The sequence below is a fragment of the Phyllobacterium sp. 1468 genome, assembly GCF_031455525.1.
Classification (GTDB): Bacteria; Pseudomonadota; Alphaproteobacteria; order Rhizobiales; family Rhizobiaceae; genus Phyllobacterium.
On the sequence record NZ_JAVDSX010000011.1, the window covers coordinates 1 to 26598 of the forward strand.

22 protein-coding genes are annotated in these 26598 nt (G+C 57.0%); 7 read left to right on the forward strand and 15 right to left on the reverse strand.

Annotation, left to right across the window (positions count from 1 at the left end):
• Positions 1-104: 104 nt before the first annotated feature.
• The 11 genes from J2X72_RS22110 to J2X72_RS22160 all read right to left on the reverse strand — a co-directional run bounded on the left by J2X72_RS22110 (position 105) and on the right by J2X72_RS22160 (position 15118).
• Positions 105-1373, reverse strand: a complete 1269-nt coding sequence (locus J2X72_RS22110; protein WP_310075525.1) for an MFS transporter — start codon at positions 1371-1373, stop codon at positions 105-107.
• Between the two features lie 80 nt (positions 1374-1453).
• The gene (locus J2X72_RS22115; RefSeq protein ID WP_310075527.1) at positions 1454-2539 is read right to left on the reverse strand and encodes an extracellular solute-binding protein; all 1086 of its coding nucleotides are present in this window, start codon (positions 2537-2539) and stop codon (positions 1454-1456) included.
• A gap of 42 nt (positions 2540-2581) precedes the next feature.
• Entirely contained in the window at positions 2582-3694 is a 1113-nt protein-coding gene (locus J2X72_RS22120; RefSeq protein WP_310075529.1) for a cupin domain-containing protein, read from the reverse strand.
• 121 nt (positions 3695-3815) lie between these two features.
• Positions 3816-5522 carry an ethanolamine ammonia-lyase reactivating factor EutA gene (locus J2X72_RS22125; RefSeq protein WP_310075531.1) on the reverse strand — a complete coding sequence of 569 codons (1707 nt, stop codon included), beginning with the start codon at positions 5520-5522 and terminating at the stop codon, positions 3816-3818.
• Between the two features lie 555 nt (positions 5523-6077).
• On the reverse strand, positions 6078-7952 hold the full coding sequence (locus J2X72_RS22130; protein WP_310075533.1) for a TPR end-of-group domain-containing protein: 1875 nt from the start codon (positions 7950-7952) through the stop codon (positions 6078-6080).
• 156 nt (positions 7953-8108) lie between these two features.
• Positions 8109-9617: a carboxypeptidase M32 gene (locus J2X72_RS22135; RefSeq protein WP_310075535.1), complete on the reverse strand. Its 1509-nt coding sequence runs from the start codon at positions 9615-9617 to the stop codon at positions 8109-8111.
• A 34-nt stretch (positions 9618-9651) separates the two neighbouring features.
• The gene (locus tag J2X72_RS22140) at positions 9652-10671 is read right to left on the reverse strand and encodes an ABC transporter ATP-binding protein (RefSeq protein ID WP_310075538.1); all 1020 of its coding nucleotides are present in this window, start codon (positions 10669-10671) and stop codon (positions 9652-9654) included.
• Positions 10668-11672 (reverse strand): ABC transporter ATP-binding protein, encoded by a 1005-nt coding sequence (locus tag J2X72_RS22145; protein WP_310075540.1) that lies wholly within the window; start codon positions 11670-11672, stop codon positions 10668-10670. Before J2X72_RS22145 ends, J2X72_RS22140 begins: the two co-directional genes overlap by 4 nt.
• Positions 11669-12520, reverse strand: a complete 852-nt coding sequence (locus J2X72_RS22150; protein ID WP_405044762.1) for an ABC transporter permease — start codon at positions 12518-12520, stop codon at positions 11669-11671. The genes J2X72_RS22145 and J2X72_RS22150 overlap by 4 nt, the downstream gene beginning before the upstream one ends.
• Entirely contained in the window at positions 12517-13455 is a 939-nt protein-coding gene (locus J2X72_RS22155) for an ABC transporter permease (RefSeq protein WP_310075542.1), read from the reverse strand. The genes J2X72_RS22150 and J2X72_RS22155 overlap by 4 nt, the downstream gene beginning before the upstream one ends.
• An 85-nt stretch (positions 13456-13540) precedes the next feature.
• Positions 13541-15118, reverse strand: coding sequence for an ABC transporter substrate-binding protein (locus J2X72_RS22160; protein WP_310075544.1), 1578 nt, complete (start codon positions 15116-15118; stop codon positions 13541-13543).
• A gap of 176 nt (positions 15119-15294) precedes the next feature.
• Between J2X72_RS22160 and J2X72_RS22165 the strand changes: the two genes are divergently transcribed.
• Genes J2X72_RS22165 through J2X72_RS22185 form a run of 5 tightly spaced genes read left to right on the forward strand, consistent with a single transcriptional unit; the run spans position 15295 to position 20198 of the window.
• Positions 15295-16305, forward strand: coding sequence for a GntR family transcriptional regulator (locus tag J2X72_RS22165; protein ID WP_310075546.1), 1011 nt, complete (start codon positions 15295-15297; stop codon positions 16303-16305).
• 14 nt (positions 16306-16319) lie between these two features.
• Positions 16320-17021: a creatininase family protein gene (locus J2X72_RS22170; protein WP_310075548.1), complete on the forward strand. Its 702-nt coding sequence runs from the start codon at positions 16320-16322 to the stop codon at positions 17019-17021.
• Positions 17018-18043 (forward strand): 2-dehydropantoate 2-reductase, encoded by a 1026-nt coding sequence (locus tag J2X72_RS22175; protein ID WP_310075550.1) that lies wholly within the window; start codon positions 17018-17020, stop codon positions 18041-18043. Before J2X72_RS22170 ends, J2X72_RS22175 begins: the two co-directional genes overlap by 4 nt.
• Positions 18040-18801: an SDR family NAD(P)-dependent oxidoreductase gene (locus J2X72_RS22180; protein WP_210005046.1), complete on the forward strand. Its 762-nt coding sequence runs from the start codon at positions 18040-18042 to the stop codon at positions 18799-18801. Before J2X72_RS22175 ends, J2X72_RS22180 begins: the two co-directional genes overlap by 4 nt.
• On the forward strand, positions 18798-20198 hold the full coding sequence (locus J2X72_RS22185) for a dipeptidase (RefSeq protein ID WP_310075552.1): 1401 nt from the start codon (positions 18798-18800) through the stop codon (positions 20196-20198). The genes J2X72_RS22180 and J2X72_RS22185 overlap by 4 nt, the downstream gene beginning before the upstream one ends.
• 10 nt (positions 20199-20208) lie before the next feature.
• Here the strand turns inward: J2X72_RS22185 and J2X72_RS22190 are convergent, their stop codons facing one another.
• Positions 20209-20565, reverse strand: a complete 357-nt coding sequence (locus J2X72_RS22190; RefSeq protein ID WP_210005035.1) for a hypothetical protein — start codon at positions 20563-20565, stop codon at positions 20209-20211.
• 32 nt (positions 20566-20597) lie between these two features.
• Positions 20598-21065, reverse strand: coding sequence for a DUF992 domain-containing protein (locus J2X72_RS22195; protein WP_310075554.1), 468 nt, complete (start codon positions 21063-21065; stop codon positions 20598-20600).
• A gap of 247 nt (positions 21066-21312) precedes the next feature.
• Here J2X72_RS22195 and J2X72_RS22200 point away from each other — a divergent pair, with 247 nt between their 5' ends.
• Together J2X72_RS22200 and J2X72_RS22205 are read left to right on the forward strand one after the other, a co-directional pair.
• Positions 21313-21816: an ion channel gene (locus tag J2X72_RS22200; RefSeq protein ID WP_210005031.1), complete on the forward strand. Its 504-nt coding sequence runs from the start codon at positions 21313-21315 to the stop codon at positions 21814-21816.
• A gap of 400 nt (positions 21817-22216) precedes the next feature.
• Positions 22217-23224: a haloacid dehalogenase-like hydrolase gene (locus J2X72_RS22205; RefSeq protein ID WP_210005092.1), complete on the forward strand. Its 1008-nt coding sequence runs from the start codon at positions 22217-22219 to the stop codon at positions 23222-23224.
• A 186-nt stretch (positions 23225-23410) separates the two neighbouring features.
• Here J2X72_RS22205 and J2X72_RS22210 read toward each other — a convergent pair whose 3' ends face one another.
• Both J2X72_RS22210 and J2X72_RS22215 read right to left on the reverse strand, forming a co-directional pair.
• Positions 23411-25243, reverse strand: coding sequence for an SLC13 family permease (locus J2X72_RS22210; RefSeq protein ID WP_310075557.1), 1833 nt, complete (start codon positions 25241-25243; stop codon positions 23411-23413).
• Positions 25244-25359: 116 nt separating this feature from the next.
• On the reverse strand, positions 25360-26562 hold the full coding sequence (locus J2X72_RS22215; RefSeq protein WP_405044763.1) for a M20/M25/M40 family metallo-hydrolase: 1203 nt from the start codon (positions 26560-26562) through the stop codon (positions 25360-25362).
• Positions 26563-26598 lie beyond the last annotated feature (36 nt).

Here is a 26598-nt window from a genome sequence, read left to right on the forward strand (position 1 = left end):
CCAACCGAAGTGTTCAGAGACCAGCTTGTTGAAATCATATCGCCACCACTATAGCCTACCCTCGCCCGCCGTTGCATTTGAAGTAGAACCCACAGTGCGCGACTTCACCTAACAATTCCCCGTTTTGCGCTCTCTTCAGCCGGAGTGAAGAATACGAACATGTTTGCTACGGCGATCGTACCTGCGAGAAAGTAAAAGACGGCCGCAAGTCCATACGTGTCGGCCAGGATTCCGCTGACGATAGGTCCTATCGCAACTCCCATGGTTTGCACTGCGAACAGAAAGCCGATGGCTGTTCCTCCCATTTTCGCAGGCGCAGCATCCAGAACCCAGGCTTGCAGAACCGCCCGGATTGCGAAAAGGAAAAAGCCAAGGATCGCTACGAAAACCACGAAGACCGCAGATTGGCCGGCAACGGCCATGAAAAGCAGTGTTACGCCAGTCATTAGCATGCTCGACATCATGATGCTTCGTCGCCCCACTCTGTCCGAGAAGTGACCCGCAAGCGGAGCGGCGGCAAAGCCGGCTGCCTGCAAGCCAAACATGCATGCGCCAATCAGTACTGGCGAATATCCCATCTGCTGACCGAGAAAAATCGGCAAAAAGGCCAGCAGTGAACCTTGCGTCATGGACCGGAAGGCGGAGCTGACAGAGAGCAACACGAGCGTCCGATTCATGATCAACGTGCCGAAACCGCGTAGCGTGCCGGCAAGAGCTTCGGGGATAGTGCGACCCTGCCGCGGTTTATCATCCTCGATTTTGAGGCGGCCAAGATAAAACAGGATCAACGCCGACATCGCGACGCCGGGGATTACATTCATTACGACGACCTGCCGCCAGGAAAACAAAAGAAGCATAGCGCCGGCTACGAGTGGCGCTACAGCGTCACCGACATTGCCGCCCATGCCATGCATAGCAACAACCAAACCCTTGCGCTCCGGAAAGCGCCTCGCCAACAACGGTATGGCTGTCGGATGCCACAAATTATTGCCGATGCCGATCAGCATCGTGCAGACGACAAGCATCCAATAGGCGTTGGCAAAGCCCATGATAAGATAAGGAAAACCGATCCAGAAAAGTGACAGGGCCATCAGAACCCCCTTGCGGCCGATCGCATCGACGACAAGACCGCCCGGAATATTCGACAAGGCACCGGCAATATACTGGACCGTGAGAATGGTTCCGATCTCGCCGTAGTTGAGGCCGAGCTCTTTTCCGATGACAGGCAACAACAGATAAAATGTTGCCGGGTACCAGTGGGTAAGCGCGTGCCCCGCCGTTATCACCCATGCCTCGAGATAGGACCTTCCTCCGGTACGCTCCTGCGAGGGAGCAGCGATCGCTGCGGTTTCTGCGACTTGAGATTGGTCCATGATCCCTGGAAAAAACGCTTCTGGCTGGGGGAAGCGGCCATGAGCGGCACGCGCCGCTCCATTGTTCAATGGCCTCTGTTCTATGGCTTTGCAGAAACGACTTCGTCGAAGACGCTCCGCCATTTCTTCCCCTCATCGAGGACGATTTTTGAATCGATCACGCTGAGCTTGAGATTCTCCGGCAAAGGAAACAGCGATATGTTCGTCGGAGTGAAGCCGCGCTTCGCCAGGATCGATTGAGCATCGGTCAGTTCGAACTCATAAAAAAGGAGCGCCGCGTGCGGATGGGTCGAGTGACGTGAAACCCCGATGCCATTGACGCGAGCTGGAATAGGCGCGATCCCGAACCATTCTATCGGGGCGCCGTCCTGTTTCAGTTGCTGCGCCTTGTACTGGTAGACGGTCATTGACATGGGCACCTCGCCCGACGCTGTAAGATTGGTCAGCAAAGTGTGACCCTTGCGGACCGAAAGACCATTGGTGGCGGCAAGTTTCTTGAAGAAATCGATTCCCTCGGCCTCTGAAGGAAAGTTCTTCACTACGGCGGCGAGCCAGTCGAAATCCTCGGCCTCGATGCCCAATTTGCCCTTGAATGCCGGGTTCAGGAAGTCGGTCCACGCCTTCGGTACATCAGCGGCCTGCACCAGATTGGTATTGTACGCCGAGGTGATGACGTTGAGCCGCGTTCCGATCCAGCTGCGATGCTCGAAAAGGGCCGAGGGCAATATCTGGTTGAACGTCGGTGAGGAGACCGGCTGCAATATGTTCTCTCGCGTCAAGGCCTCGAGTTCCGGGCCATTGGTTTCGAGAATGTCGGCAGTATAACGGCCCGCGCGGGTCTCCGCGACGCCGCGTTGAAGAACGTCTTCGGAGCTGCCGCGCCAGACCTCGACCTTTACACCGTATTTCTCGGTGAAAGCGCTTGTGAGCGCTGTCATGTCATCTACGGGCGCGGACGTGTAGATGGTCAGCGTGCCTTCCTGTTTGGCGCCATCGATCAGTTTTTGCATGCGGTCCGCACCGTCATATGCGGCAAGTTCCGCGATGCTGGTCTGCGCCAAGACGGGCGTCGCGATCAGAAGCGATGTCAGTAACGTAGTGGCGAAACTCCACAAAATCTGACGCCGGGATATCGTTTGGCGCTCACAAGAATGCTTATTCATCATTGTTCCTCCCTACTGGATTTCTGAGTCTTCTGTGGTGGGTGTCTACCTCGGCGGCAAATCCGCAAGCTCGGTCGCGTAGGTAGATTCCATTCGTGGCGACAGGCCGTTTTTAGCCAGCGAATCGGCAAACATCGTCCGCACCAATTCGCTCTCGTCGGCATAGTCGATCTGATCCCCGCCAAGACGCCGGCTGATCCATGCTTTAGGAACGCCTTGCGCATTGCGTATGGAAACGACCTCGTGCTTGAAAGCGAGATAGCGCGCCGGGGTCGTGCCCGTGTTGAAATGCTGATGGAACCACATGTTCGGCGGAACGATCAGCGTGCCCACCTCCCATTCGTAGCGCCTCGGTTCCTCGCCCTCCGGCCACATCAAGGAGTAGCCTTCACCACTGAGAATGATGACATACGCACCGGGACCATGGGCATGCCCCTTCTTGTACGTCCCGACCGGAAACTGCGAAATGTGGCTGTTCATCGAGCCCTTCGCCATATTGAAGCGGATGTGACCGCCCCCGGCGCCGCGTTCCTTGGCACTGATCAATGGCAGGCTCACTGCATCCGCGACAAAGTTAGTCTCGAGCAGCAGACCCTTTTGCTCGCCCTTGTTACTGAAATAATCCGGTTCGCCAGAGAAACGATTAGGAAAGTCGTGCTTTGAATTGAAGACGAAATCGAGGTCTTCATAGAGATTGATGATAGGAGGCGCATTCGTAACGCCGATGTATCGCGCAGGCTGCTGACCCGAACCGTTGAAATGTTGGTGCAGTGTATTAAGAGGAATGGCAAAGAGCGAACCTGCCCGCCACTCGAAGCTGATCTTTTTACCGGCGTCGTTCCATACGGTAGTGGATCCACGCCCCTCAAGCACAAGAATCATTTCTTCGTAAAGCTGGCGATGTGGCGCAAGCGATTTGCCCGCGGGGATTTCCATTATGTAGCTGTCGTTGGAGGTCCGCGATGCATCGTGATTGACAAAGACGGCATTGCCGCCACGTCGCGCCCAGGGCTTCAGGGGTACAGTCCTGAGATTTCGTACGTAGAGCGCGGGGATGATATCAAGCCCCTCATCTCTTATCCAGCGCGTATAAGGCGTTTCCTTTTCGGTGGCGAACTTGTTTGCCATGTCCTCGGAAACGAGCGCGTCTTTCGCCATCTGGCTTTCCTTTCTTGGTACTGCAGGTATCTATCGGCTTTTTTTCATTGCCACGTCCGTCTGCAATTCGGATGGCGTGCTGTGAGAATGGCCGTGGTGGTGATCGTGATCGGGGCCATGATCATGATGATCGGAATGATGATGGTGATGATGGTGCGTCGCATGCGCACGGATGCGCAGGACTCACCTCCCTTTCCCGGTGGTGCAAGCGCTGAGGCTTGTCCGGGTTTGAGGCGCTTTCATTGAACACGAGGGATTTCACCGTCACTGGCACCGTCCTCGATGGGAGCCGGAGACGGCCAAGATCGACAAAATCAAAATCCCGCAATGCGAGGCCGTCGAGCACGAGTACTTCGCCGGGCACGCCAAGTTCCTCTTTGAGGATCGCACCGAGCGTCATGGCAATGTCCCCATCGAGCATCACAAATAACGGTTGACCTGAATCGATCAGTACACGAAGGCCGGTTTCGATCGCCTCTGCGAAGGCGCGGATACGCGCATATTCAGGTGTACCGCCCCATTCGAAGGCGACCGCAACGTTCGGGCTGGTAGCAACGATGTCGAACATTTGAAGATGCCGCTGGATCGTCTGCCCGATCCCGACCGCATCGATTTCATCGGAGAGATCGACCGGCGGACGCAGGACCTGAAGATTCCGCTGCGGCAGCAGAGTGCCAGGGGCCGACAAGAAACAAGTGTTACCGCTGAGCTGGATGCTGTACTCGGAAGCGCCGAGCGCGGTAGCACGAATGCACTCGCCGGCCTCGACAAGCGGCCAAGGTATCACGCCGTTGTCCAGCCGAAACCGCAAGGCTGGGCCAAGCCGAGAGCCCAAATCGCCGAAATCCCGCATTTCCCGGCCATAGACGAATTCGCCAACACCTCCAGAGAAAACGACCCCGTCGAGGTCGCCGAGTTCCGGCAGGCGGTCCGTGAGAAAGAGATGAGTCACCTCCTCGTCCGGGTCCCGACTGACAATTGCCGCGATGAGCGTATCAGCCATGATGGACGCGACGCGGTCGAGATCAACGAGGTCGATCCGGTCACCTTCTGACCAATCGAAGCCTGCGCGCTGTGCGTGGTGTCGGCCAGCTGGATCAAGCCGTATGATCCGGCCGCCCTCATCCACGACCTGAAGACGACCACCGACGTGAAAGGCCGCCGTCGCCAAAATCCGGCCATGATCCACCAGCGCGAGCTTTGTCGTGCCGCCGCCAATATCAATGTTAAGGAGCCGCGTTCCCTGGTCGAAACTGCGCCGCGCGGCACCGGATCCATAGGCAGCGAGCATCGCTTCCATATGATGGCCGGCCGCAGCACAAACGAACTGGCCACCCTGTGCTGCGAGGATCGATGCGATCGCATTGGCATTCTCCCGGCGAAGTGCCTCTCCCGTCAAAATGACTGCGCCGGTGTCGATGACATCTGGGGAGAGTTGCGCGCCGGCGTAGGCGTCGTCGATAATTTCTCCCAGCGCCCGGGCATCTATCAGCGTTTCACTTTCGTAGGGTGTAAACCGTACCGGCGATTGATAGAGTGTTTCGCGCGAAACGATGATGTACCGGCTCGTCAGGTCTTCGCCACTGCGTCGAAGATGAATCTTCGAAAAAATTACCTGTGTTCCGGACGAACCGATGTCGATGCCCACGCTTGTCAGAAAAACATTGTCTTGAATCCAGATGGGATTGCTCGAAAGCGGCTCGGGCGGACCGTAGTCATCGTGATCGTGATCGGCATCCGGCCCGTGTTCATGCGCAAGTGTGTCGTCGTACAGATGATCGTTCAGGGTGTGTCCGCCCTCGGCGTCTTGTTGGTCGCGGTCGATCATCGGCCCTCCTCCCAAAGCAACCCCGGAAACGCGTCGCCGCCCTCCCCCCGGCTTCCGCCGGCCAGTCGCCACGCCTCCGCCGTAGGCGAAAGCTTCAACCTTCGTTCCTGTGGATCAAGTGCTCCTAAGAACCCGCGAGCTGTTTCCTTGCCCTTCCGGTTCCCGCGTTGTTCTTATATGCGGAACGTCGGTCCACATCTAGAAACGTATTTTCGTTTCGCGGTTCTGTCAACGTCCTGAACGCTACTATCTGTATTTGGGGAACGGTCGCTATGCGCCCTCCTTGTCATTCTAGGAGGAACGTATGCCAAACCTGATTTGAGGTGCGGCGTGCTGGACTTGATCAGGAGGATAGTGGCATTGCGGATATATGGAGCCAACACCCGCATGACCGAGCCTATGCAGCCGTCTCGGATGTGAGTTGGTCATACGCAAAAGACACCCTTCCATCTCAATGGCTTGGCGCGGAGTGACGCCCCCCGCGTCTTTAAGGCGTCAACGGTTATTGTTGCTTCGTGATGAGAAAACTGCTCCTTGCAAATCACCATTAGGTATTCACACGGTAAGGCGGTTCTCCTCCTCAATGCGTTCAAACATTTTCAAGAATCGTGCATCGGCTCTGATAGGGTTTAAATCAGAATCATTTTTGAACCACATCGTCTGATAGTACGAACTTTTTGGTAGGACGCCCTGTAGCAATTGGATAGCTTTCTCGATCTCGCCCATGATCGAGTACACGCAGGCAACGTTGTATTGCGCTACCACATCATCTGGATCGATCGCCAGTGCCCGGTCAGCCCACTCCCGGGCTCGTTGAGGGTCACCCAGGTGCGCCCAAGCCAAGGCCCCACGATGGGCTGGTCCGGAGTTTTCCGGATTTTTGGCCAGAGCCTGTTCCGCCCGCCATACTCCAACACGAGCCCAGCTCTCGGTTTCCGCCATTTGACCGAGTGAGCTATATGCGCTCATCAAATGGATAGGCGAGAGGTAATCATCCGGCTTCAACTCGGCGGCTTGTCTAAAATAGTGCACCGCAGACTCGAAGTTACCGCGCATGTAAAAGAAGCGAGCATAGTGGAAATTGGCTTCGTGAAGTCCCCGGTCGATCGCGAGTGCTCGCTCGAAAGAGGCCGCGGCCTCTTCATCATGACCGGCTTGATGTAGAGCCAATCCCCGGGATGCGTGCGCTTCGGCTAAATTTGGATCCAGCTCGAGCGCTTTAGCGGCCATAGCTGAAATTCTTTCGAGCGGGAAGTCATCCGGTTGCCAGTCGCGCAATGCTGCCTCGCAGTCAGCAATGCCTGCATAGGCCCGAGCATAGTCTGGGTCCAATTCCACTGCCTTGCAGAACATGCGCAGCGCCAAATGAAGGTAAGATTTGGTCCAGGCGTGCGAAAACTGCCGCCCCCGTAGATAATAGGTATAAGCTTCGACATTCCCAGTTGGCTCAGTGTCGATGGCTTTTCTCTCTTCTGGCAAGAGCTTGATTTTGAGTTGGCTTACGATCGCGTGGGTTATTTCATCCTGTATGGCAAAAATGTCGGTCAGGTCCCGGTCATATCGTTCGGCCCACATGTGGCCACCGTACAGCGCGTCGATAAGCTGTCCGGTTATCCGGACCCGCTCTCCGACCTTGCGCACACTGCCTTCCAAAACATAACGGACGCCAAGATCCAGCCCGACCTGTTTAATCTTCACAGACCTGCCCTTGTAAGTGAACACAGTATTACGTGCCACGACGTGAAGACTGGAAATCTTTGATAAATCCGTAATGATATCTTCAGTGATACCATCAGAAAAATACTCCTGTTCGGGATCTTGACTCATGTTCGTAAATGGCAAAACGGCAATGGTTTTTTGGAGCTGGTCAAGCGGGCCGGTCATGGTCTGCGTGGTGGCTTCTATACCCGATGGACTGCCAAAACCGATCGTATAAACACGAATATTTTGCTTAATGTTCTTAAGTGCATGCTCACCTTTGTCTATGAACTTCAAATTTAACCGGGAGCCCACTTGATCGCGTACTGATGCTGCCACTGCAATACAACCGGCGTCGGCAATGCCTTCCAGACGGGCAGCAACGTTGACACCGTCTCCAAAAATATCGCCGTCCTCAACGATTATATCACCGAGATTAATTCCTATTCGCAAATCGATGCGGTGGTCCTTAGGCACGCTTTGGTTACGTTCTGCCATGCCGCGCTGAATATCGGCGGCGCAGGCGACAGCGTTGATCACGCTGGCGAACTCAACCAGCATTCCATCACCGGTCAGCTTAAAAGTTCGGCCTTTATGGTCATTGATCAAAGGGTCAATCAGTTCACTGCGATGGCACTTGATCCTGTTCAACGTACCTTCTTCATCAACTCCCATCAGACGACTGTAGCCCACGATGTCAGCAGCGAGTATAGCGCTAAGCCGGCGTTCCAAATGACCCCCAGATTGTGGTTTAAATGCACGAACGTCGGACTGTAACCGCTTCATCGCTTTAAGTCGCGTCCATCTTTCGATTGACAAGGAGCGACGATATCGATTCCGGCGCCCCGGTCCATCGCCGCAATCCTCTGTCTAGATGCCAAGCGGCTCTTACAGTGTGAGATCGGCAACCTTGCGCTTCAGATCAGCGACATAATTAGCAACTGACAGTGGCGAACCGGTCGCCTGCTGCAGCAATTCGCCCGGTGTCCGCGACCGCCCGTATTGATGAATATTCTCGTTCAGCCAAGTCTTCAAAGGAGTGTAGTCGCCCCTATCCAACCCCTCTTTCACGGCAGGAACAGCCGTCGCACTGGCGAAGAATTGCGAGGACATGATGTTGCCGATCGTATAGGTCGGGAACGATCCCACCATACCCGATGACCAATGCACGTCCTGAAGTACGCCAAGCGTATCGTTTGGAACTTCCAACCCAAGATAGGACCGCATCTTATCCCGCCAGATGGCCGGCAAATCGCTCACCCGGATTTCTCCGGCGATGAGCCCCGCCTCTATTTCCGACCGCAACATGATGTGGAGATCATAGGTGAGTTCATCTGCCTCGACCCGAATTAGGCTGGGACGCGGTGCATTGACGACACGCCAGAATTCGTGGACCGAAACATCGGCAAGTTGTGCGGGAAAGTAGCTGCGCAATTCTTCGAAGTGGATCTCCCAAAAACGGCGAGAGCGGCCAACGCGATTTTCCCAAAGGCGCGACTGGGACTCGTGAGTACCGAAGCTGCTGCCGCCCACAGCATAAAGGTTGATGAAATCGGTTGTGAATGCTGAGCGGCTAAAGCGCTCCCCTACCCCTTGCTCGTACATGCCGTGACCGGCCTCGTGCCAAACGGCGAAAAGCCCTCCCGGAAGCCAGTCCTCCCGGAACCGGCCAGTGATACGGACATCGGCACTTGTGAAGGATATCTCGAACGGATGGACCGTATCGTCCAGGCGTCCCCTGTTGAAATCGTAACCGAAACGCTGGGAAATCATGCTGGAAAACGCGCGCTGACGTTCGATCGGGTAGGAACGTTCAAGGATCTCCGTGCGCACTGGCGGGGCTTGCCGCGCCGCGGCCAGAAGCGGAACGAGCGATTTCTGCAGGTCGCCATACAGTTCACGCAACCTTGCCCAAGTCATTTCCGGTTCGTACGTCGAAACCAGCGCATCATAGGGATGCGCATCATAGCCAATCGCCGACGCGATCTCGCGCTGCATCTCCATGGTCGATTCGAGCCATGGCGCGAAGGCCGCGAAATCATCCACGCTGCGCGCCTGTTTCCATGCTGCTTGTGCCTTTGTTTTAAGTTCGGCGGCGGCCGAGACAAGTCCTGCCGGGATCCGCGACAGCACGCCTATGGATGCCGCCGCCTGCTCGACGGCGGCGTGCTGCAAGGGATCGCCATCTGTATCGGCGCGTGCGGTTTCAATTGCTTTCATCATCCGGTCGCCGGTCGCGAGATCGCGGGCCAGATCAACCAGCGTCGCAATCTGCTTGCCGCGCGCATCGACACCCCCAGGCGGCATCATCGTGCGCGAATCCCAAGTCAACAGGTTAACCGCGCACAGGATATCGTTAACCTTGGCGACTTCGCTTTCAAAGGCGGTAAAGCTCATCCGGGGTTCCTCAAGTTCGACAATGAAGCGGTAATCAGACCGCGTCCGCCAGCGCCGATGGCATGGCGCCGAAATCGACAAGATGGCAGGCGGCGCTATGGGTGGGAGCCCGCTTGGTCAGTGCCGGCCTTTCGACGCGGCAGCGATCGAATACATGCGGACAGCGGCTGGCGAACGGGCAACCGGGCGGAACATTCAGCGGGCTTGGCAATTCGCCGCGTGCGGCGACGACCCTTGATCGACGAGTCGGGTCAAGTTCGGGCGCCGCATCGAGCAGCGCTTTCGAATAAGGATGACGCGGCGACGCAAACACGCCTTCGGACGGCCCTATTTCCATTATCTGTCCGAGATACATGACCGCGACGCGATGAGAGATATGGCGTACCAGCCGCAAATCATGGGCGACGAAAATCAGCGTGAGGTGCAACTCCTCCTGCAGCCGCAACAGCAGATTGATAACCTGCGCCTGGACAGACACATCAAGCGCCGAGACGAGTTCGTCTGCCACAATCACATCGGGTTCCACTGCAAGCGCTCGGGCGATACCGATGCGCTGACGCTGACCTCCGGAAAACTCATGCGGATAGCGGGATGCCGCATCGTGAGGTAGCCGCACGAGATCGAGAAGTTCGACAATGCGGGCCGGAACATCCTTCTTCGGTCGCATGCGATGGACCGACAGAGCTTCATGTAAGACTTGACTGACTGTCATCCGTGGATTGAGCGAGCCGTACGGGTCCTGGAATATCATTTGCACACGTTTGTTGAAGGCGCGGCGCTCGGCAGATCGCAAAGTCGAGATGTCCCTGCCCTCAAAACGGATGGCGCCGTCATCCGGATCCAGCAAACGCACCAAGCACCTTGCCAAGGTGGATTTGCCGCAACCGGATTCGCCGACGATACCGAGCGTTTCACCGCGATCCACCTCGAAGCTGATATTGTTCAACGCATGGACTGCCAATCGCGGCTCGCCAGCCAAGCGCCGCATCAAAGGATGCGATGCGGCAAATTCCTTGGAGACTCCCTCGACGGATATGATTGGAACAGCGTTCAAAGGATCGCCTCCGCGGCTGCAACGCGATCATGGTGGAAACAGGCCGCCTTCCGTTCATGACCAATCGACGTCAGCGGCGGCCGCTCCTGCCTGCAGATCTCGGTTGCAAAGCTGCAACGCGGGTGGAATGCGCATCCTGCAGGAAGATGCGTCAGGCTCGGCGGCGTCCCCTCGATCGATGAAAGCATGGTTCGGACGGCGCCTGCACGCGGTACAGACCCAAGCAATCCCCGCGTATACGGATGGTGAGGTTGGCTGAACACATCGACCACGGACCCCATCTCGACGATGCGCCCGGCATACATCACCGCCATGCGATCGCACGTGCCGGCAATGACACCGAGATCGTGAGTAACGAGCAGGACACTCATCGCCAGTCTGTCGCGCAGGTCGAGTAACAATTTGAGGATCTGATCCTGGATTGTGACGTCGAGAGCAGTTGTCGGTTCGTCGGCCAGAAGAAGCTTTGGTGAACAGGCCAGCGCGATAGCGATCATAGCGCGCTGACGCATACCGCCGGAAAACTGGTGCGGAAATTCATTGAGCCGCCGTTCCGCCGCCGGTATGCCGACGATAGTCATCAACTCCAATGCCCTCGCCCGTCGTTCGCGCGCATTCAGCCGCGTATGCGCCACAAGGTTTTCCTCAAGTTGCAGCCCAACAGGCAAGACGGGATTGAGGGCGGTCATCGGCTCCTGAAAAATCATCGCAATTTCACTGCCGCGGATGCGCCGGAGCTCTTCCGACGGCATGGCAACCAGATCGCGTCCGCCCCACTCGACCCTGCCCGTGACATGACCCGGTGTCTGAACGAGACCCATTATCGAGCGCAGAGTCACGCTTTTGCCTGAACCGGATTCGCCGACCAGTCCGACCATTTCTCCGGGCGCAACGTCGAGATCGACATCAGCGACGGCGAGCGCCGTGCCGCGAGGCGTGTCGAAAAGCGTTGTCAAACCACGAACGGTCAGGCCAAGACCGGTGCCGATTCCCACTCTCATCGGCGTACCCTCATAAGCTGGGCCAGCCCGTCGCCGAGGAGACTGAAACCAAGACCGGTGATGACAATGGCAATGCCGGGAAAGACAGAAATCCACCACGCGGTGCTCATGAAATTCTTGCCATCGGCGATCTGCACGCCCCATTCGGCAGCGGGCGGCTGGGCGCCAAGTCCGAGGTAGCCAAGACTTGAGCCCAAAAGGATCGCCAGCGCCATATCGGTCATCCAATAGACGATAGCAGGGGTGATTGCATTGGGCAGGAGGTGGCGAAAGACGATCCGCATCGGCGTATATCCCATGACCCGTCCCGCATCGGCGTAGTCCAGACGTTTCTGTACCTTGACTTCGGCCGCGACCAGACGGGCATAGAATACCCAGCCAACAATGCCGACGGCAATGTACATATTGGCGAGGCCGGGCCCGAGAACCGAAACGATTGCGATAACGAGAACCAGAAATGGGAATGTGATGACCGCATCGACGACGCGGCCGAAAGTTGCCTCCGCCAAACCGCCCGCATAGCCGACATAGGCTCCAACAATCGTCCCGAATATGAACGGCCCGACCGTTGCGAACACGGCTATCTGCATATCGATCGTATAGGCGTGGATCACACGGGACAGGACATCGCGGCCAAAACTGTCCGTTCCGAACGGATGCGCCAATGTTGGCCCCTTCAGCAAGGCCTTATAGTCAAACGCAATGGGATCATAGGGAGCAAAGAGTGCTGGAAAGAATGCGATGAGCAAGCTCACACCGATGATTACCATGCCGCAGATCAAGGTACGCGGTAATGCAAGCTGCCTGAATCTCGCATACGTTCCCATTTTCTCGATCGCCATACTCATCGGGCAATCCGCGGGTCAAGCCAGGCTTGAAATATGTCGGTTGCCAGAAATGTCAGCGACACCAGAACAGCGAGCGCGATCGTCAATCCTTGCAGCACGGGATAGTCGCGTCCGTAAATGCTGTCGATCATAAGGCGGCCGGCGCCAGGCACGGCAAAAACCGTTTCGGTGATGACAGCGCCACCAAAGAGCGTACCGATCTGCAGGCCAAACAAAGTGACCGTCGATATCAGAGCGTTGCGCAGCACGTGTCTGATCATGATAGTGCGGGGTCGCAGCCCCTTGGCCCGGGCGAAATCGACGTATTCAGCGTTGATGACGCCTATGACGGAGGACCGCAAATTGCGCATCAATACGGCCGAAAAGCTGAACGCCAGTGTCAAAGCCGGCAGAAACAGGTGATAGAGCCTGTCGCCGAACGTGTCGCCATAGCCGCCGACCGGGAACCACTTTAGCGTTGCACCGAAGACGGTCAGCATCAGGATACCGACGTAAAACACAGGCATCGACAATCCGACCTGGAATGTGCCTCGAATGACCGCGTCGGCGGTCTGTTCCCGCTTCAGCGCGGCGAGGAACGCCAGTGGTACGGCCAGAATGAGGGCCAGCAGCGCTGCCATCAAGGTCAGCATCAGTGTCACCGGCAAGCGTTGCATGATGATGGTTGTCACAGGCAGCTTCAGTGCGATTGACGTACCAAGATCACCCGTGAACACGTTCTTGACGAAGTACAGAAATTGGATGGGTATCGGTTTGTCCAACCCCAAACTGGCATTGATGCGCTCAACGTCGGCATCAATCGCGCGATCGCCAAGCATGGCGCTTGCTGGATCACCGGGCAGAAGTCTCACCAGGACGAATGTGACGACGAGGATAAACACCACAGTCGGGATCATTTGAAGAATGCGACGCAGAACGAAACTGAAAAGTGGCAATGCGCCGCTCCCGATATTTTGCATGAGTATCGACTATGAACGCGTGCGACACCTCCGTCACACGCGTTATACACCCGAACTCCTGTTATTTATCCAGCCACGCACGACCAAAGAAATTGTTGCCAAGCGGTATCTGCAGGAAGCCGTGCACCTTCTTGCTCAGAGCCACAGGATAAGGTGTCTCATAGAGGGGTACGATCGGGCCCTCGGCATTGTAGATTTCCTGAATCCGGGCGTACTGGGCCGCACGTTTGGTAGCATCGATCTCCTTCTGCGAAGCATCGAAGAGCTTGTCCGCCTCCTCATTCTTCCAACCGGTGTGCAGGGCATCGATGGTGGGCGAATAGACGAAATACGATGTGATCTCATTTGGATCTGCAATATCGTCGGTCCATGCTGCCTCACGCATAGTGAAAACGCCGTCGCGATATTGCTGGGTGCGGGTGGCATTATCTACCTGCTGCAACTCAAGTTTGATACCGAGTTCCGCCCACATCTGCTGGAGCGCAGTCGCAATGCCGATTTCATCCTGATTGCCCGCAAGGACGAGGATGCTCGTATCGAACCCTTTTTCGAATCCGGCTTCCTTCATCAGGCTCTTCGCTTTTTCAATATCATAGGCATAGAGCGGCTTGTCGCCCGTATGCATCGGCGTGGCCGAAGACATGTAGGACGTCATAGGCTTGCCGACGCCGTGGGTTACGATCGCAATGATTGCATCCTTGTTGACGGCATAGTTCATTGCCTGACGCACTTTTGGATTGGATAGCGGATTGTCCTTACCATTGACCTGCGGCCGTGCATTCATCGTGACATATTGCACGCGGGTCGAAGGGAACAGTTCCATATTGAGGTTGCCGGCGGACTTCAATTCTTCGACGCGCGAATAGGGAATGAATTCTGCCCCGTCGATCTCGCCGGAATTCAGCTTCAAAATACGCGTGGCGTCATCCGGCAGGACTTCGAAGGTAACACCGTCAAGATATGGCAAAGGTTTACCGTCTTCCCCCTTTCCCCAGTAGTGCTCGTTGCGAACGAGCTTCATCGTTGATCCACGATCCCAGGATTGCAGCACGAATGGGCCGGAACTGACCGGATGCTCGGCAAACACCTTTGCTTTGTCCGCGTCGGTGGCACCGGCAGCAGCCTCAAATACCTTCTGAGGCAAGATCGCGGTGTTGAACACGGTCAACGCAGCAAGGATCGCCGGATCCGGATGCTTCAACTTGAGGACGACCGTTTTGTCGCCTTCCGTCGTTACATCATCGATGGAACTTACGAGGAAGTTCCAAATGCCGTTGTCCTTGTTGGCGGCACGCTTCAGCGACCAGGCCACGTCGGCGGGTGTGATGGGTGAGCCGTCGGAAAATTGGATGCCGTCACGCAATGTGAGATTGACGCTCATCCCGTCATCGGAAACCTTCCATTCGGTGGCAAGTCCTGCCTGAACCCCTTTGCCATCATCTGTGGGAAGGAGTAGCGTGTCGTAGAGGTTGGACAGAATCCAAATGTCGACGTTGGCGTCGTTGAGCACCGGATCAAGAAAGAGGCTGTCGGCATAACGCCCATAAGTCATGACACCACCCCTTTCCACCGCAGCGGCGGAAAGGCTCGTACCGACGAGCAATACGGCGGCAAGAGCCGCCTTGGCGATCTTTTTCATTCGTATTCCCCTTTGTTGTGAACTACCTAAAGTGTTCTCATTGGCTATAACGATTTCACTTACCTCCGGCGCTGTCAACAGTTTATAATTCGGTGACTGGCCCTACTACGGCCTTGCGATTAAGACGTGCCCGGTATAATCGTAATAGCCTACTAGAACAGCCGAAGACTGGGTTCATGGAATTCTTCATCGACCGCGATTTGCCCGTTCCGCTCCGGACACAACTCCATGGGCTCATAGAGTACGGCATCGCCTGTGGGGAATTGCTTCCGGGCGAGGCCCTTCCTTCCGTGCGCGAGCTTGCGGAGAAGATCGGCGTCGCACCGATGACGGTCAGCCAGGTTTATGCTGATTTGAAAGCCGAAGGATTGATCGACGCACGTCCGGGTTCAGGTACATTTGTCAGCGACAGTTTGCAGGCACGGCTCGCCGGTCGTGCGGACCAAACGAATCTGCACCGTCACATCGATGCGTTGATCGAGCAGAGCCGCGCCCTTGGCATTCGCTCTGCCGAGTTTGTCTCATTGGTTAGCTCGAGGGTCTTCTACCGCGAAAGCCTTGGCCAACGTATGCGGATCGTCATGATAGGGCTATTTCCGGAGGCGACCGCCAGCTATGCGCGTTTTATCGCTGCCCGTCTCGGGAAAGGCGTAGCGGTGGAACCCTTGACGATCTCGGCAATCGAGCGCGACCCGGTAACGCGCGCCCGAGCAAATTCGGCCGACCTCGCGATAACCTTTGCCAACCGGCACCGGGAAGTGGCCGCCCTGGTGCCCAACACAAAGGTGGTCACCATCAGCTTTACCCCTTCGGAGGAGACACGAATGGCACTGGCTTCACTCGATTCTCTGGCCTCCATCGCTGTGGTTTCGCGGTTCCCCGACTTCCTGCCGATCATGAAAGCGGGCGTTCAAAGGTTTGCGCCGCATGTCCACGAGATTGCGGGAGCGACGCTGGAAACCCCGGGGCTCGACACGATTATCGCGCATGCCGGCGTTGTGATCTTCGCGTCGGGTGCCGAGGAGGTCACGAGCCGACTGCGCCCTGGTGCTCACGCGATTGAATACCGCCACGCTCCTGATGTAGCCGATATCGAAAAAGTGATCTTGCCCATCATCCGGGCAGCGGGCGGACTTCCGCCACCCGCATCTGAAAATGCGCTGCGCGTGGCCAGCATGGATAAATAAAGAAGGGAACCATCGTGAAAGTTTCACAAGCAAACTGGCAGCAAATCGAAGAGTATCTACGCAGCGACGACCGCGCCATTCTCCCCTTGGGAAGCACAGAACAACACGCCCAGTTATCGCTTTCAGTCGACTCCATCCTGTCAGAAAAAGTCGCCGCGGATGCAGCAGAACCACTCGGCATACCGGTATTTCCAGTCGTTGCCTACGGTCTCACTCCCTATTTCACGGCCTATCCCGGCACGATCAGTCTTCGCCTGGAGACGTATGTTCGCATCGTTCGCGATATATTGGACGGGCTGAAGGCACAGGGATTTCGTCGAATCCTGATAGTCAACGGCCATGGCGGTAATCAGCCAGCAGGCAGTCTGGCTATCGAATGGATGGCGGATAATCCGGGGACAGCCGTCAAGTTTCACAATTGGTGGAACGCACCGGCAACCTTTGCCAAGGTGCAGGAAATCGACAAAGTGGCCTCCCACGCGTCGTGGATGGAGAATTTTCCTTGGACACGGCTGCCTGGCACGCACATGCCAACACAGCAGAAGCCAATGATTGACCTTGCGCGCTTGCGCGTCATGGATCCGGAAGGCGTCAGAGCTTACCTCGGCGACGGTAATTTTGGCGGCTACTATGAGCGTCCGGATGAGGAGATGCAGGCAATTTGGGATGTCGCTGTTGAGGAGACGCGGGCCCTGCTGGAAGGAGCATGGGCATGAGCGGCCCCATCCTCATCTGGGGCGCTGGCGCAATAGGCGGCACTCTTGGAGCGGCGTTTATCCGGGCGGGACATGAGGTGATTTTCGTCGACAGCGCGGCTGATCATGTCGCTGCAATCAATGCCAACGGTCTAAGGATCGAGGGACCGATCTTTCAGGACACCGTAATGGCCAAAGCCTTCATCCCGGAGCCCCTGAAGGGCAAGTTCGATCGTATTTTCCTCTGCGTAAAGGCCCACCATACCGAAGCTGCTGCGAAAGCTCTGCTGCCGCATGTTGCTGACGATGGCTGTGTGGTGTCGGCACAAAACGGCCTCAACGAAATGGTCATCAGCAAGGTCATAGGTGAGCATCGGGTTATCGGGTGTTTCGTCAATTTCGGCGCAGACTATCTCGAGCCGGGCGTCGTCCATTATAGCGGCCACGGAGCAGTCGTGGTTGGGGAATTGGACGGTAAGCGTACAGCCCGCATCGAGCAAATTTATGCGTTGATGCAGGCGTTCGAACCGAAAGCCATTTTGACGGACAATATCTGGGGCTACCTGTGGGGCAAGCTCATCTACGGGACATTGCTTTTCGGTACCGCACTCACCAACGACAGTATCGCGGATGTGCTGGCCAACGAGCGATATCGGCCCATCCTGACAAAACTTGCGCTTGAAGTCGGCTCGGTCGCCAACGCCAACGACGTGGTGCCCGAGGCATTCGACGGGTTCGATCCGGCGGCGTTCGCCCCTACCGCCTCCGCTGCTGACACCGCACGTTCCTTCGACGAAATGGTGATCCACAACCGCCGCTCGGCAAAGTCGCATTCCGGCATTTGGCGCGATCTTGCCATCCGCAAGCGCAAGACCGAGGTCGATGCCCAGGTCGGGCCGGTCGTCGAAATCGGGCGATCACTCGGTGTACCGACCCCCCTGGCAGCTAAAGTCGTCGAATTGATCCATCAGATCGAGGCCGGGACCCGCTCGCTTGAGCTTGCCAATCTCGATCTGCTTGCGCGAACGGAGGCCGGCACATGAACATCGAGTTCAGCGGCAAAACCGTTATCGTTACGGGTGCCGCTCACGGCTTTGGCCGTGCAATCGCGCAGGCATTCGCCAGCCGTGGCGCGAGCGTGCATGTCTGCGACGTCAACGAAGCCGGGATCGAGGAAACCGTTGCACTTTGCGGAGGCGCATCGGCCGTTGCGCATGTGCTGGATGTGGGCGACAGAAGCGCGGTTCAAGCAACAGTCGCAAAAATCGAGGCTGCCGATGGCGCCGTAGATATCCTAGTCAACAATGCCGGCGGTGTACGAGGACAAGTGGGTCGTCCCATCGAGGAGATTTCCGAGAGCGACTGGCAGACAATTTTCGACGTCAATCTGTCCGGCGCTTTCTTCATGGCGCAAGCCGTCGCCCCAAGCATGAAACAACGGAAATTTGGCCGGGTCATCAATATTTCCAGCGGTGCCGGCCTTGGCATTTCACTTACAGGGATACAGGCCTATGCAAGTGCGAAGGCTGGACAGATCGGGCTGACGCGTCAGCTCGCGCATGAACTCGGTCCTTGGAACATCACAGTGAACAATGTTGCGCCCGGCTTCGTGCTGTCGAACCCGACAACCGAAAGGCAGTGGGAGGCAATGGGGGAAGAGGGCCAAAAACGACTTCTCGACAATATCGCCCTGAAGCGACTTGGCAGGCCCGATGACATCGCCAACATGGTTCTGTTTTTCGCATCGGACCATGCGCAATGGATCAGCGGACAGGTCATCAGTGTGGACGGTGGCAAATGAATTCCGTCGAGAAATACCTTACCGACAATTACGAGCATGCCCTCGAGGATTTGAAAGCGTTCTGCCGCATCCCCAGCGTCAGCACCGATCCGGCTTTTCGTAAGGGAATCCGGGAGGCCGCCGAGTTCGTGGCGAACCGTCTCAAGAAGGCAGGCTTCGCTTCGGTCGAAGTATGGGATACTGGCGGACACCCTGCCGTTTATGGCGAGGTCATCAGCGACCCGGCGCTTCCAACCATCCTCGTTTATGGCCATTACGACGTGCAGCCCCCCGATCCGCTCGACAAATGGACGACGCCACCCTTTGAGCCGACAATACGCGACGACCGCCTCTATGCGCGCGGCGTTTCCGATGACAAGGGCCCGCTGCTGATCCCGATCCTCGTAGTCGAAGCTTACCTGAAGAACGAGGGCCGATTGCCGGTCAATCTTAAGATACTGATAGAAGGCGAGGAGGAATCCGGCAGCGAGCATTTCGAACCCACGCTCGAGCGCAACCGCGATCGCCTCGACTGCGATCTGGTCGTCTCGGCTGATGGTGCCATGTGGCGGCCGGACCGCCCGTCGATGACGGTTGCGAGCCGTGGAATGGCAGCACTCGACGTGACAATCACTGGCGCCTCAAAGGATTTGCATTCCGGCCGCCACGGCGGCAGCGCGCCAAATCCGATCCGAGCGCTTTCCAGGCTGATCGCCTTGCTGCACGACGCAGAGGGCCGGGTCAAAGTTCCCGGTTTCATGGAAGGCGCGAAACCCTTGGACCCGACGATCCTCACAGCAATCGATGCGGCGAATTTCGACGCTGACGCCTACTACCGCGATATTGGCTCGCCAAAACCCGATCCTATTGAGAATGGCGACCAGCTGCTGGTGCGGCAATGGCTGGAACCTACGCTCGAATTCAACGGTATCTACGGCGGATATCAGGGACCGGGTACGAAAACGGTCATCCCCTCCTCCGCCAGCGTAAAAATCACCTGCCGCCTTGTCGCTGGTCAAAAACCTTCCAAGGTAGTCGAGGCTATCACCCGCTATCTGGAAACCAGCTTGCCCAGCGGCTACAGCTTGGAAATCGAGCCGCATGGCTTTGGCAGCGAAGCCTTTTCGGTCGATCCTAACCTGCCCGGCCTCATTGCCGCCGAGTCAGTGCTTGCCGAACTGCTTGGCAGTAGCCCCTTGCGCGTTGCCATGGGTGCCACCATCCCGATTGGCACGGCATTTCGCAAGCATCTCGGCGCGGAGGCCATCTTTTTTTCATTCTCCACGTCGGACGAGGATTACCACGCCCCGAATGAATTCTTCCGGTTGTCGAATTTCCGCATGGGCCTTATCGCATGGGCAAGACTACTGAGTAGGCTTGCCGATCACCCGAAGCTTGAGCCAACCGCGAGGATCTAAACATCCGTGCCTATTGCTGGCCGCAGTAGTGAGCCGTTGCTGTTCCTATGATCTGGAACTTGCCGTTGCTCGTTACCGTTGTCGCGCAGATCGTCGTTTTGGGATTCCACCAGTATGTGGTCGAACCTTGCTGCTGCGTAAACGCATAGCCTCGAGCCTGCATCTGGCCTTGAGCGCGAGTGGCAGGCGCATTTACCAGATCGGCAATATCAGCCGGCGCGCCTCCTGCAGTGGTAGCGGTTGCATCCATGGCGGGCGGCACCATTGATGCCGGCACGCCGTCGGTGCCGCCGCCGGTCGACTGACATCCTGCCAGTGTTGTCACCAGTATCGATATTGCAATTGCGGCGCGCATTCGAACAAACATTCTCTCCCCCGGCTCTATGGCTGCTAATCACATCAAGGTGCTGGATTTAAAGTGACAGTTGTAACCCCTCCGGCGAAGTTGATGCCCTCCTGTCCCTCAACCGCAATAGGTTGCAGGGAAAATGCTTTACCTGTGCCGCCTACGAGAATGTTCGCACCGGCGCCGGGTCCAACCGAAGCGTTTGCTCCGACACCGGCATAAGTACCGGCGAGCGCTCCTGCCTCAAGTCCGCTGGTTGCAGCGACGACGCCCCAGATCAGGTGTCCCGATGCGACTTCGCCCAGCGCGACCCCAAATTCATCGATTGACCCGGTGTAGTTGTCGGTGTTACCGCCTTTGTCTTGCTTGAATGTGCAGGAGAGTTTTTGCTTCTCCACGACAAACATACCTATCCCTTTGGACACGTCACAGGCGAGCATGCCGATCTGGGCAGATTCCGCACTTGCATCAAAAGGAATGAACGCGGCGGCACACCCAAGAATCCTATGGAAAAAAGTCATTCGTACCTCCTATTCTTCGATTAGTTGGAAACAACGTTGAGGCGGCTCCTGCAATACACGCAACCCATAGGTTCGTTCCGGATCGCAGAAGTGAAGTACGTAACGGTTACAGGAGTTTGTCTGAAGTGCGTTTGACCTCAGGAATTCGCATCTGATTTTCGACTTGGGACGGATTGGACCGGACCTGCAAGACATCTAATGAGGACAACCTGGCTGCAACTCTTCTTGAACCCATGGGGATAAAAGGATGGACGAACTTTCAACCACAACGCCGGTTCTCGAAATTGCGGTTGGCACGCTGATATTAATCGTTGTCATTTTCGTACATGGCGCAGGCATCAGAGTTATAAACCGGCGCTTCAGCAGATCCTGGATTCGTATGACAAGAAGCACGCCATATTGGCGGCCAAACCTGCTGCTGGCAGTGACCATCGCGTCCCTGGCCATGTTGCATTTCGCAGAAACCCTCATATGGGCCATTCCGATTTCGGTGCGGGGTTTAATTCCCTCGATGCGAGACAGCTACTATTTCGTATTGGAAAACTACACCACGCTCGGCGAAGGCAACGTAAGATTGCCCGATCAGTGGCGGTTGCTCGGACCCGTTATTGCGATATCCGGTTTATTCACCTTCGGCTGGACAGGCAGCGTGCTCGTCAGCATCATGACCGAGTTTGGCAGGCTCGATAGGGACCGGGCCAAGGGATCGGGCGATGCCGCTTCGTCAGAAGATCCCGAAGCGGGTCAATGAATAGCTACCGGCGACCGCCCGCATACAGGTTGAATAATGAGAACATCAGGAGTCTGCCGACAACTTTTGTGTTTGTAACTGTTACGTACTTCCCTGGCAGCTGATCCAACACGCATACCCTTGACGACAATACTACTTTGTCGGCGTTCCAACGGACGGGACCTGACTGCGCGGCGCGGTCCGGTTATCTCGTCAAATAAAACACGAATGTCAAACGGAGAAGCTAAAAATGACCGGGAGAACCCTATCATTTTCGCAGCTACGACATGACGCGGTGTCGACAGGGTCGGATCTGTCGCCTCGCAGAGAGCTCGAATGACCCCCTGTTTGAACCGGGGTCCTCTCGCTCGCTCCCCTGCGCGTCTTGAGAGCCCGCAACTTGCGTTTGGAGGACGACATGATGTTCAAAGCTCATCTTGCTAAAGTCGTCTATAGGGCGACCTTCGGCATAGCGGCCATTCTTCTTGCCGCTGTCCCGGCATTGGCGCAAAACGATCCGCTTCCGTCATGGAACGACACAGCACCAAAAGCGGCAATTGTCGAGTTCGTTAAAAAGGTTACCACTGAAAATTCGCCGGATTTCGTCCCCGGGCCTGAGCGCATCGCTGTGTTCGACAATGATGGCACATTGTGGACCGAGCATCCGATGTACGTTCAGCTGGCCTTCGTCATCGACCGCGTGAAGGCCGAAGCGGCATCGCACCCCGAATGGAAAGATACACAACCATTCAAGGCGGTGCTTGAGAGTGACATGAAGACGCTGGCTGCCCTGGGAGAAAAGGGCTTGGTGGAACTCCTCATGACCACACACGCCGGAATGACGGCCGAAGAGTTTCAGACGATCGTGACCGACTGGATCGCAACGGCGCGCGACCCCCGGTTCAAGAGGCCCTACACGGATCTGGTCTATCAGCCGATGGTCGAACTGCTTGCTTATCTGCGTGCCAATGGCTTCAAGACCTTCATTGTATCGGGTGGCGGAATCGAATTCATGCGGCCCTGGACAGAGAAAGCTTATGGCGTTCCACCCGAACAGGTCGTCGGCTCGTCGATCAAGACACAGTTCGAAATGCGCGACGGCACTCCAACCCTGATGCGCCTACCGCAGGTCAATTTCATTGATGACAAAGCCGGCAAACCGGTCGGAATCAATGAACACATCGGCCGTAGGCCGATTGCCGCTTTCGGCAATTCCGATGGCGACCTCCAGATGCTGCAGTATACGACAATTGGTGACAAGCCCCGTTTCGGGCTGATCGTGCATCACACGGATGCCGAACGCGAATATGCCTACGACCGGAATACGGACTTCGGCCGCCTCGACACGGCGCTCGATGCTGCGTCCGTGAACCAGTGGACCGTCGTCGACATGAAGGCCGACTGGAAACAGATATTCCCCGAGAAATAGCAGGACAGCCTTGTAACGATTGAATGCGGGTGCGGGTAACGTTGTGACCACGTGTTCGAGCCCGATGGCCACCAGGCAACGGAAGTGAGCGACATTCGCGTCATCCCAGAAACGGCGGTTGCGGACAAGATTATTGCCAGGAACTGGCTACGAACAGCTCCCGACCTTGCACGTGAAGAACTGTTATTAGAAACGCCAGATCAGGGGCACGATGAAGACAGAAACCACAAAAAACCAGATCAGCAGTGGCAAGCCAAGTTTCCAGTAATCGCTGAAAGCGTAGCCGCCCGGTCCCATAACCATCAGGTTGGTGGGCGTAGCGATGGGTGTCAGGAACGCCGCTGCCGCCGCCACCGCCGTGCTCATGAGCACGGGACGGGGCGAAATGCCCATTGCAGTGGCAGCCGCCACACCGATCGGGATGACGATCAGAGCGGTTGCCGTGTTACTGATGAGCTGGCCCATGATCGCGGTCAGGATGAACAAGCCAGCAAGCAGCGCTACCGGTCCGGCATCACCGACGAGATTGACGAGATGTTCGGCCATCAGCTTTGCCGCTCCAGTTTCCACCATCGCAGTGGAAAGCGGCATCATCGCGCCCACAAGGATGACCGTGGTCCAGCCGATCGCGCGATAGGCTTGCTCAACATTCATGATCCCTGACAGGACGATCGCACCGGCAGCAAGCAATCCGGATACCGCCGGCGGCACAATGCCCGTCGCAAGAAGCAAAACCATTGCGGTCAAGATGATGATGGCCTGGCGGGCGCCAGGCCCCATGGGAACGGCCTGACGACGTACCAGCTCCGGTGAATTGACCACAAGAACATCTGGATCGTCGAGGTGAACATCAAGAGCTTTCCAGGTTCCCTGGAGCAGCATGGTGTCACCTGCTTGCAGCTCGATACCGCCGGAGCCCTTGGCTTTCAGGGCCGCGGTTTCCAAGCCCGGGCGTTGCACCGCCAGAACGATCAGATCGCCACTTTCGGTGACCATCCCAGGAAAAACCCTCTCCCCGATGAGACCTGAGCGTGGGGGGATGACAACTTCGGCAAGTCCGGAACTGCGATTGAAGAGCGTGTCCTCGCCGTGGCCGGCTGCCTTCTCATCCCGAAACGCAAGATGCATCTGGGCGGCGAACGCGGCGGCCGCTTCACCTTCGCCGCGTATCAGAAGATGGTCTCCCTCAGCGACCAAGGTCCTGCGCAGCGGCCCGCCTGTTTCGCCCTCCTGTATGGCGACCAGTTGCAGCCCCGGATGCGCGGAAAGATCGACTTCAGACGATTGTACGCCGACAAAAGGTGAGCTTGCCCGGACCCGTAACTGGTAGATTCCGCTCGCTAGCCCATATTGCTCTACCAGGGTTTTGGCGTGACGGCTAAAATCGGCTGGCATGGTGGCGCCGTTACGCTCGGGAAGCAGCTGTTTTCCGAACAGCACGATGATGGCCATGGTTCCTGCCAGAAGTGGCACGCCCACAAGCGCGAACTCGAAGAAGCCGAAGCCGCCGACCCCCGCGTCAAAACCTGCCTCTGAAACCAGCACGTTCACCGGCGTCCCCGTCAACGCCAGCATTGAACCGGCATGGGCGGCGAAGACCAGCGGCATGAGCAATTGCGACGAATTGCGCTTGAGCCGGACGGCGATGACGACCACCACAGGCAGGAGCGCTGCGACAGCGCCGTTGACGCTGATCAGTGCGGTCAGCAGCGAAACCAGCCCCATCTTCAACAGCAAAAGGCGCGTCCGGCTTTCTTCGCCAGCACCACGGATGAGCAACTGTCCGGCCCAGGCGGTGACTCCAGTCACCTCCAGCCCGGAGCTGACCACAAAGAGCGACGCAATGAAGACCACCGCCGGATCACCGAAGCCGCCAAGCGCCTGGTTAATCGTCAGCACGCCGGTCGCCCATAGTGCCAACGTGGTCAGCATGGCCACAACGACGACTGGCAACTTGTTCCAGACGAACAAAACGACGGCAACGGCTATAATGGTGGCTGTGTATGCTATCGGGCTCAATCGCTCAATTTCCTCATTTGGCCCTGACGGCCCAGCAGTTTGGCCGTCGGTGACCGCTGGCATCCGAGTTTTTCCTTCACGGATGACCTCCCCCGCCAGACGGCCTCGAAGGATTATCAGTCATCAAGCGTCGCCATGAGCACGCCGATACGGCAGCCTTTTTCAAACTCCGGAAGGTTCACATACTCCTTGATGGTATGAATCTCAGCTTGGCCGGAACCGATGGTAATGGTGGGAACGCCGTGCTTATCGAGCCAGTTGGCGTCTAGGCCGCCGTTGGAGAAAACCAAGACTGGCTCGATGCCGAGCGCCTTGAGCACTGTGGTTGCCCGTTTTACGATCGGAGTGTCCTTGCCCAGTTCGAACGGAGGATAGGAAGTCACATGGCTGAATTTCAGCTCCGCCGTGCCGCCCGTATCATCCGTGACCTCACTCTGCGCTTTGACGAACGCTTCTTCGTAACCTTTGGCGATTTTCGTCGCGAAGGCGGATTCGGGACTGCGGGCCTCGCCCTTGATGAAGGCATAGTCAGTTACGACGTTTGTCGCATCACCTGCGGGCTTGTTATCCTTGCCGCCGAAGATACCTACATTGCTTGTGCCGCGACCGTCTGATTTGACAACCTTGCCGAACCAGCCAGCCCGGCGTGCTTCAGCAAGAGCCATCGCACCCACCATCGTCGCTGAAATGCCCTTTTCGGGCGCAACGCCGGCGTGGGAGGCGCGGCCGGTTATCTCGGCCTCCCAATTCTCCTGGCCAACCGCACCGATAATCAGGTCGGATGCCATCTGGCCATCGACATTGATGCACATGACCGCGCCGCCGAGATCGGCCGGGTTGAGTTCCCGCGCACCATGCAGTCCGCTTTCCTCGCGGACGGTGAACAACAGCGTTATTGGCGGATGCGGCAGCTTGTTCTTGATAATTGTTTCGGCAACCACGACGAGAACCGCGACGCCAGTCCGTGCATCGCCGCCGAGCGCGGTGGTGCCGTCCGAGACGATGCGGTCGCCCTCGCGACGCGGCTTTGCGCCGGCACAGAGCGGCACGGTGTCGAGGTGGGTGGAAAAGAGAAGCCGCGGTCCTGGCCGTGTTCCGGGCAGCTGCACGATCAGATTGCCCGTTTCCGTCGGTAGCGGAATACGTTTGTTGGCGTCGTCAAAACGAATGGCCGACTCCGGCACGCCGACCTTCTTCAGAGCGTCGATGACCGCAGCGGCAATGTTCGCTTCTTGTCCGGTTACGCCCTCGACCGAGAGGAACCGCATCAGGTGATCTTCCGCCGCCGCAACGTCGAGGGGAATAGAGTTGTTGCTCATAATATCCATCCGATCATTTTGTTGTAATCGCTGAAT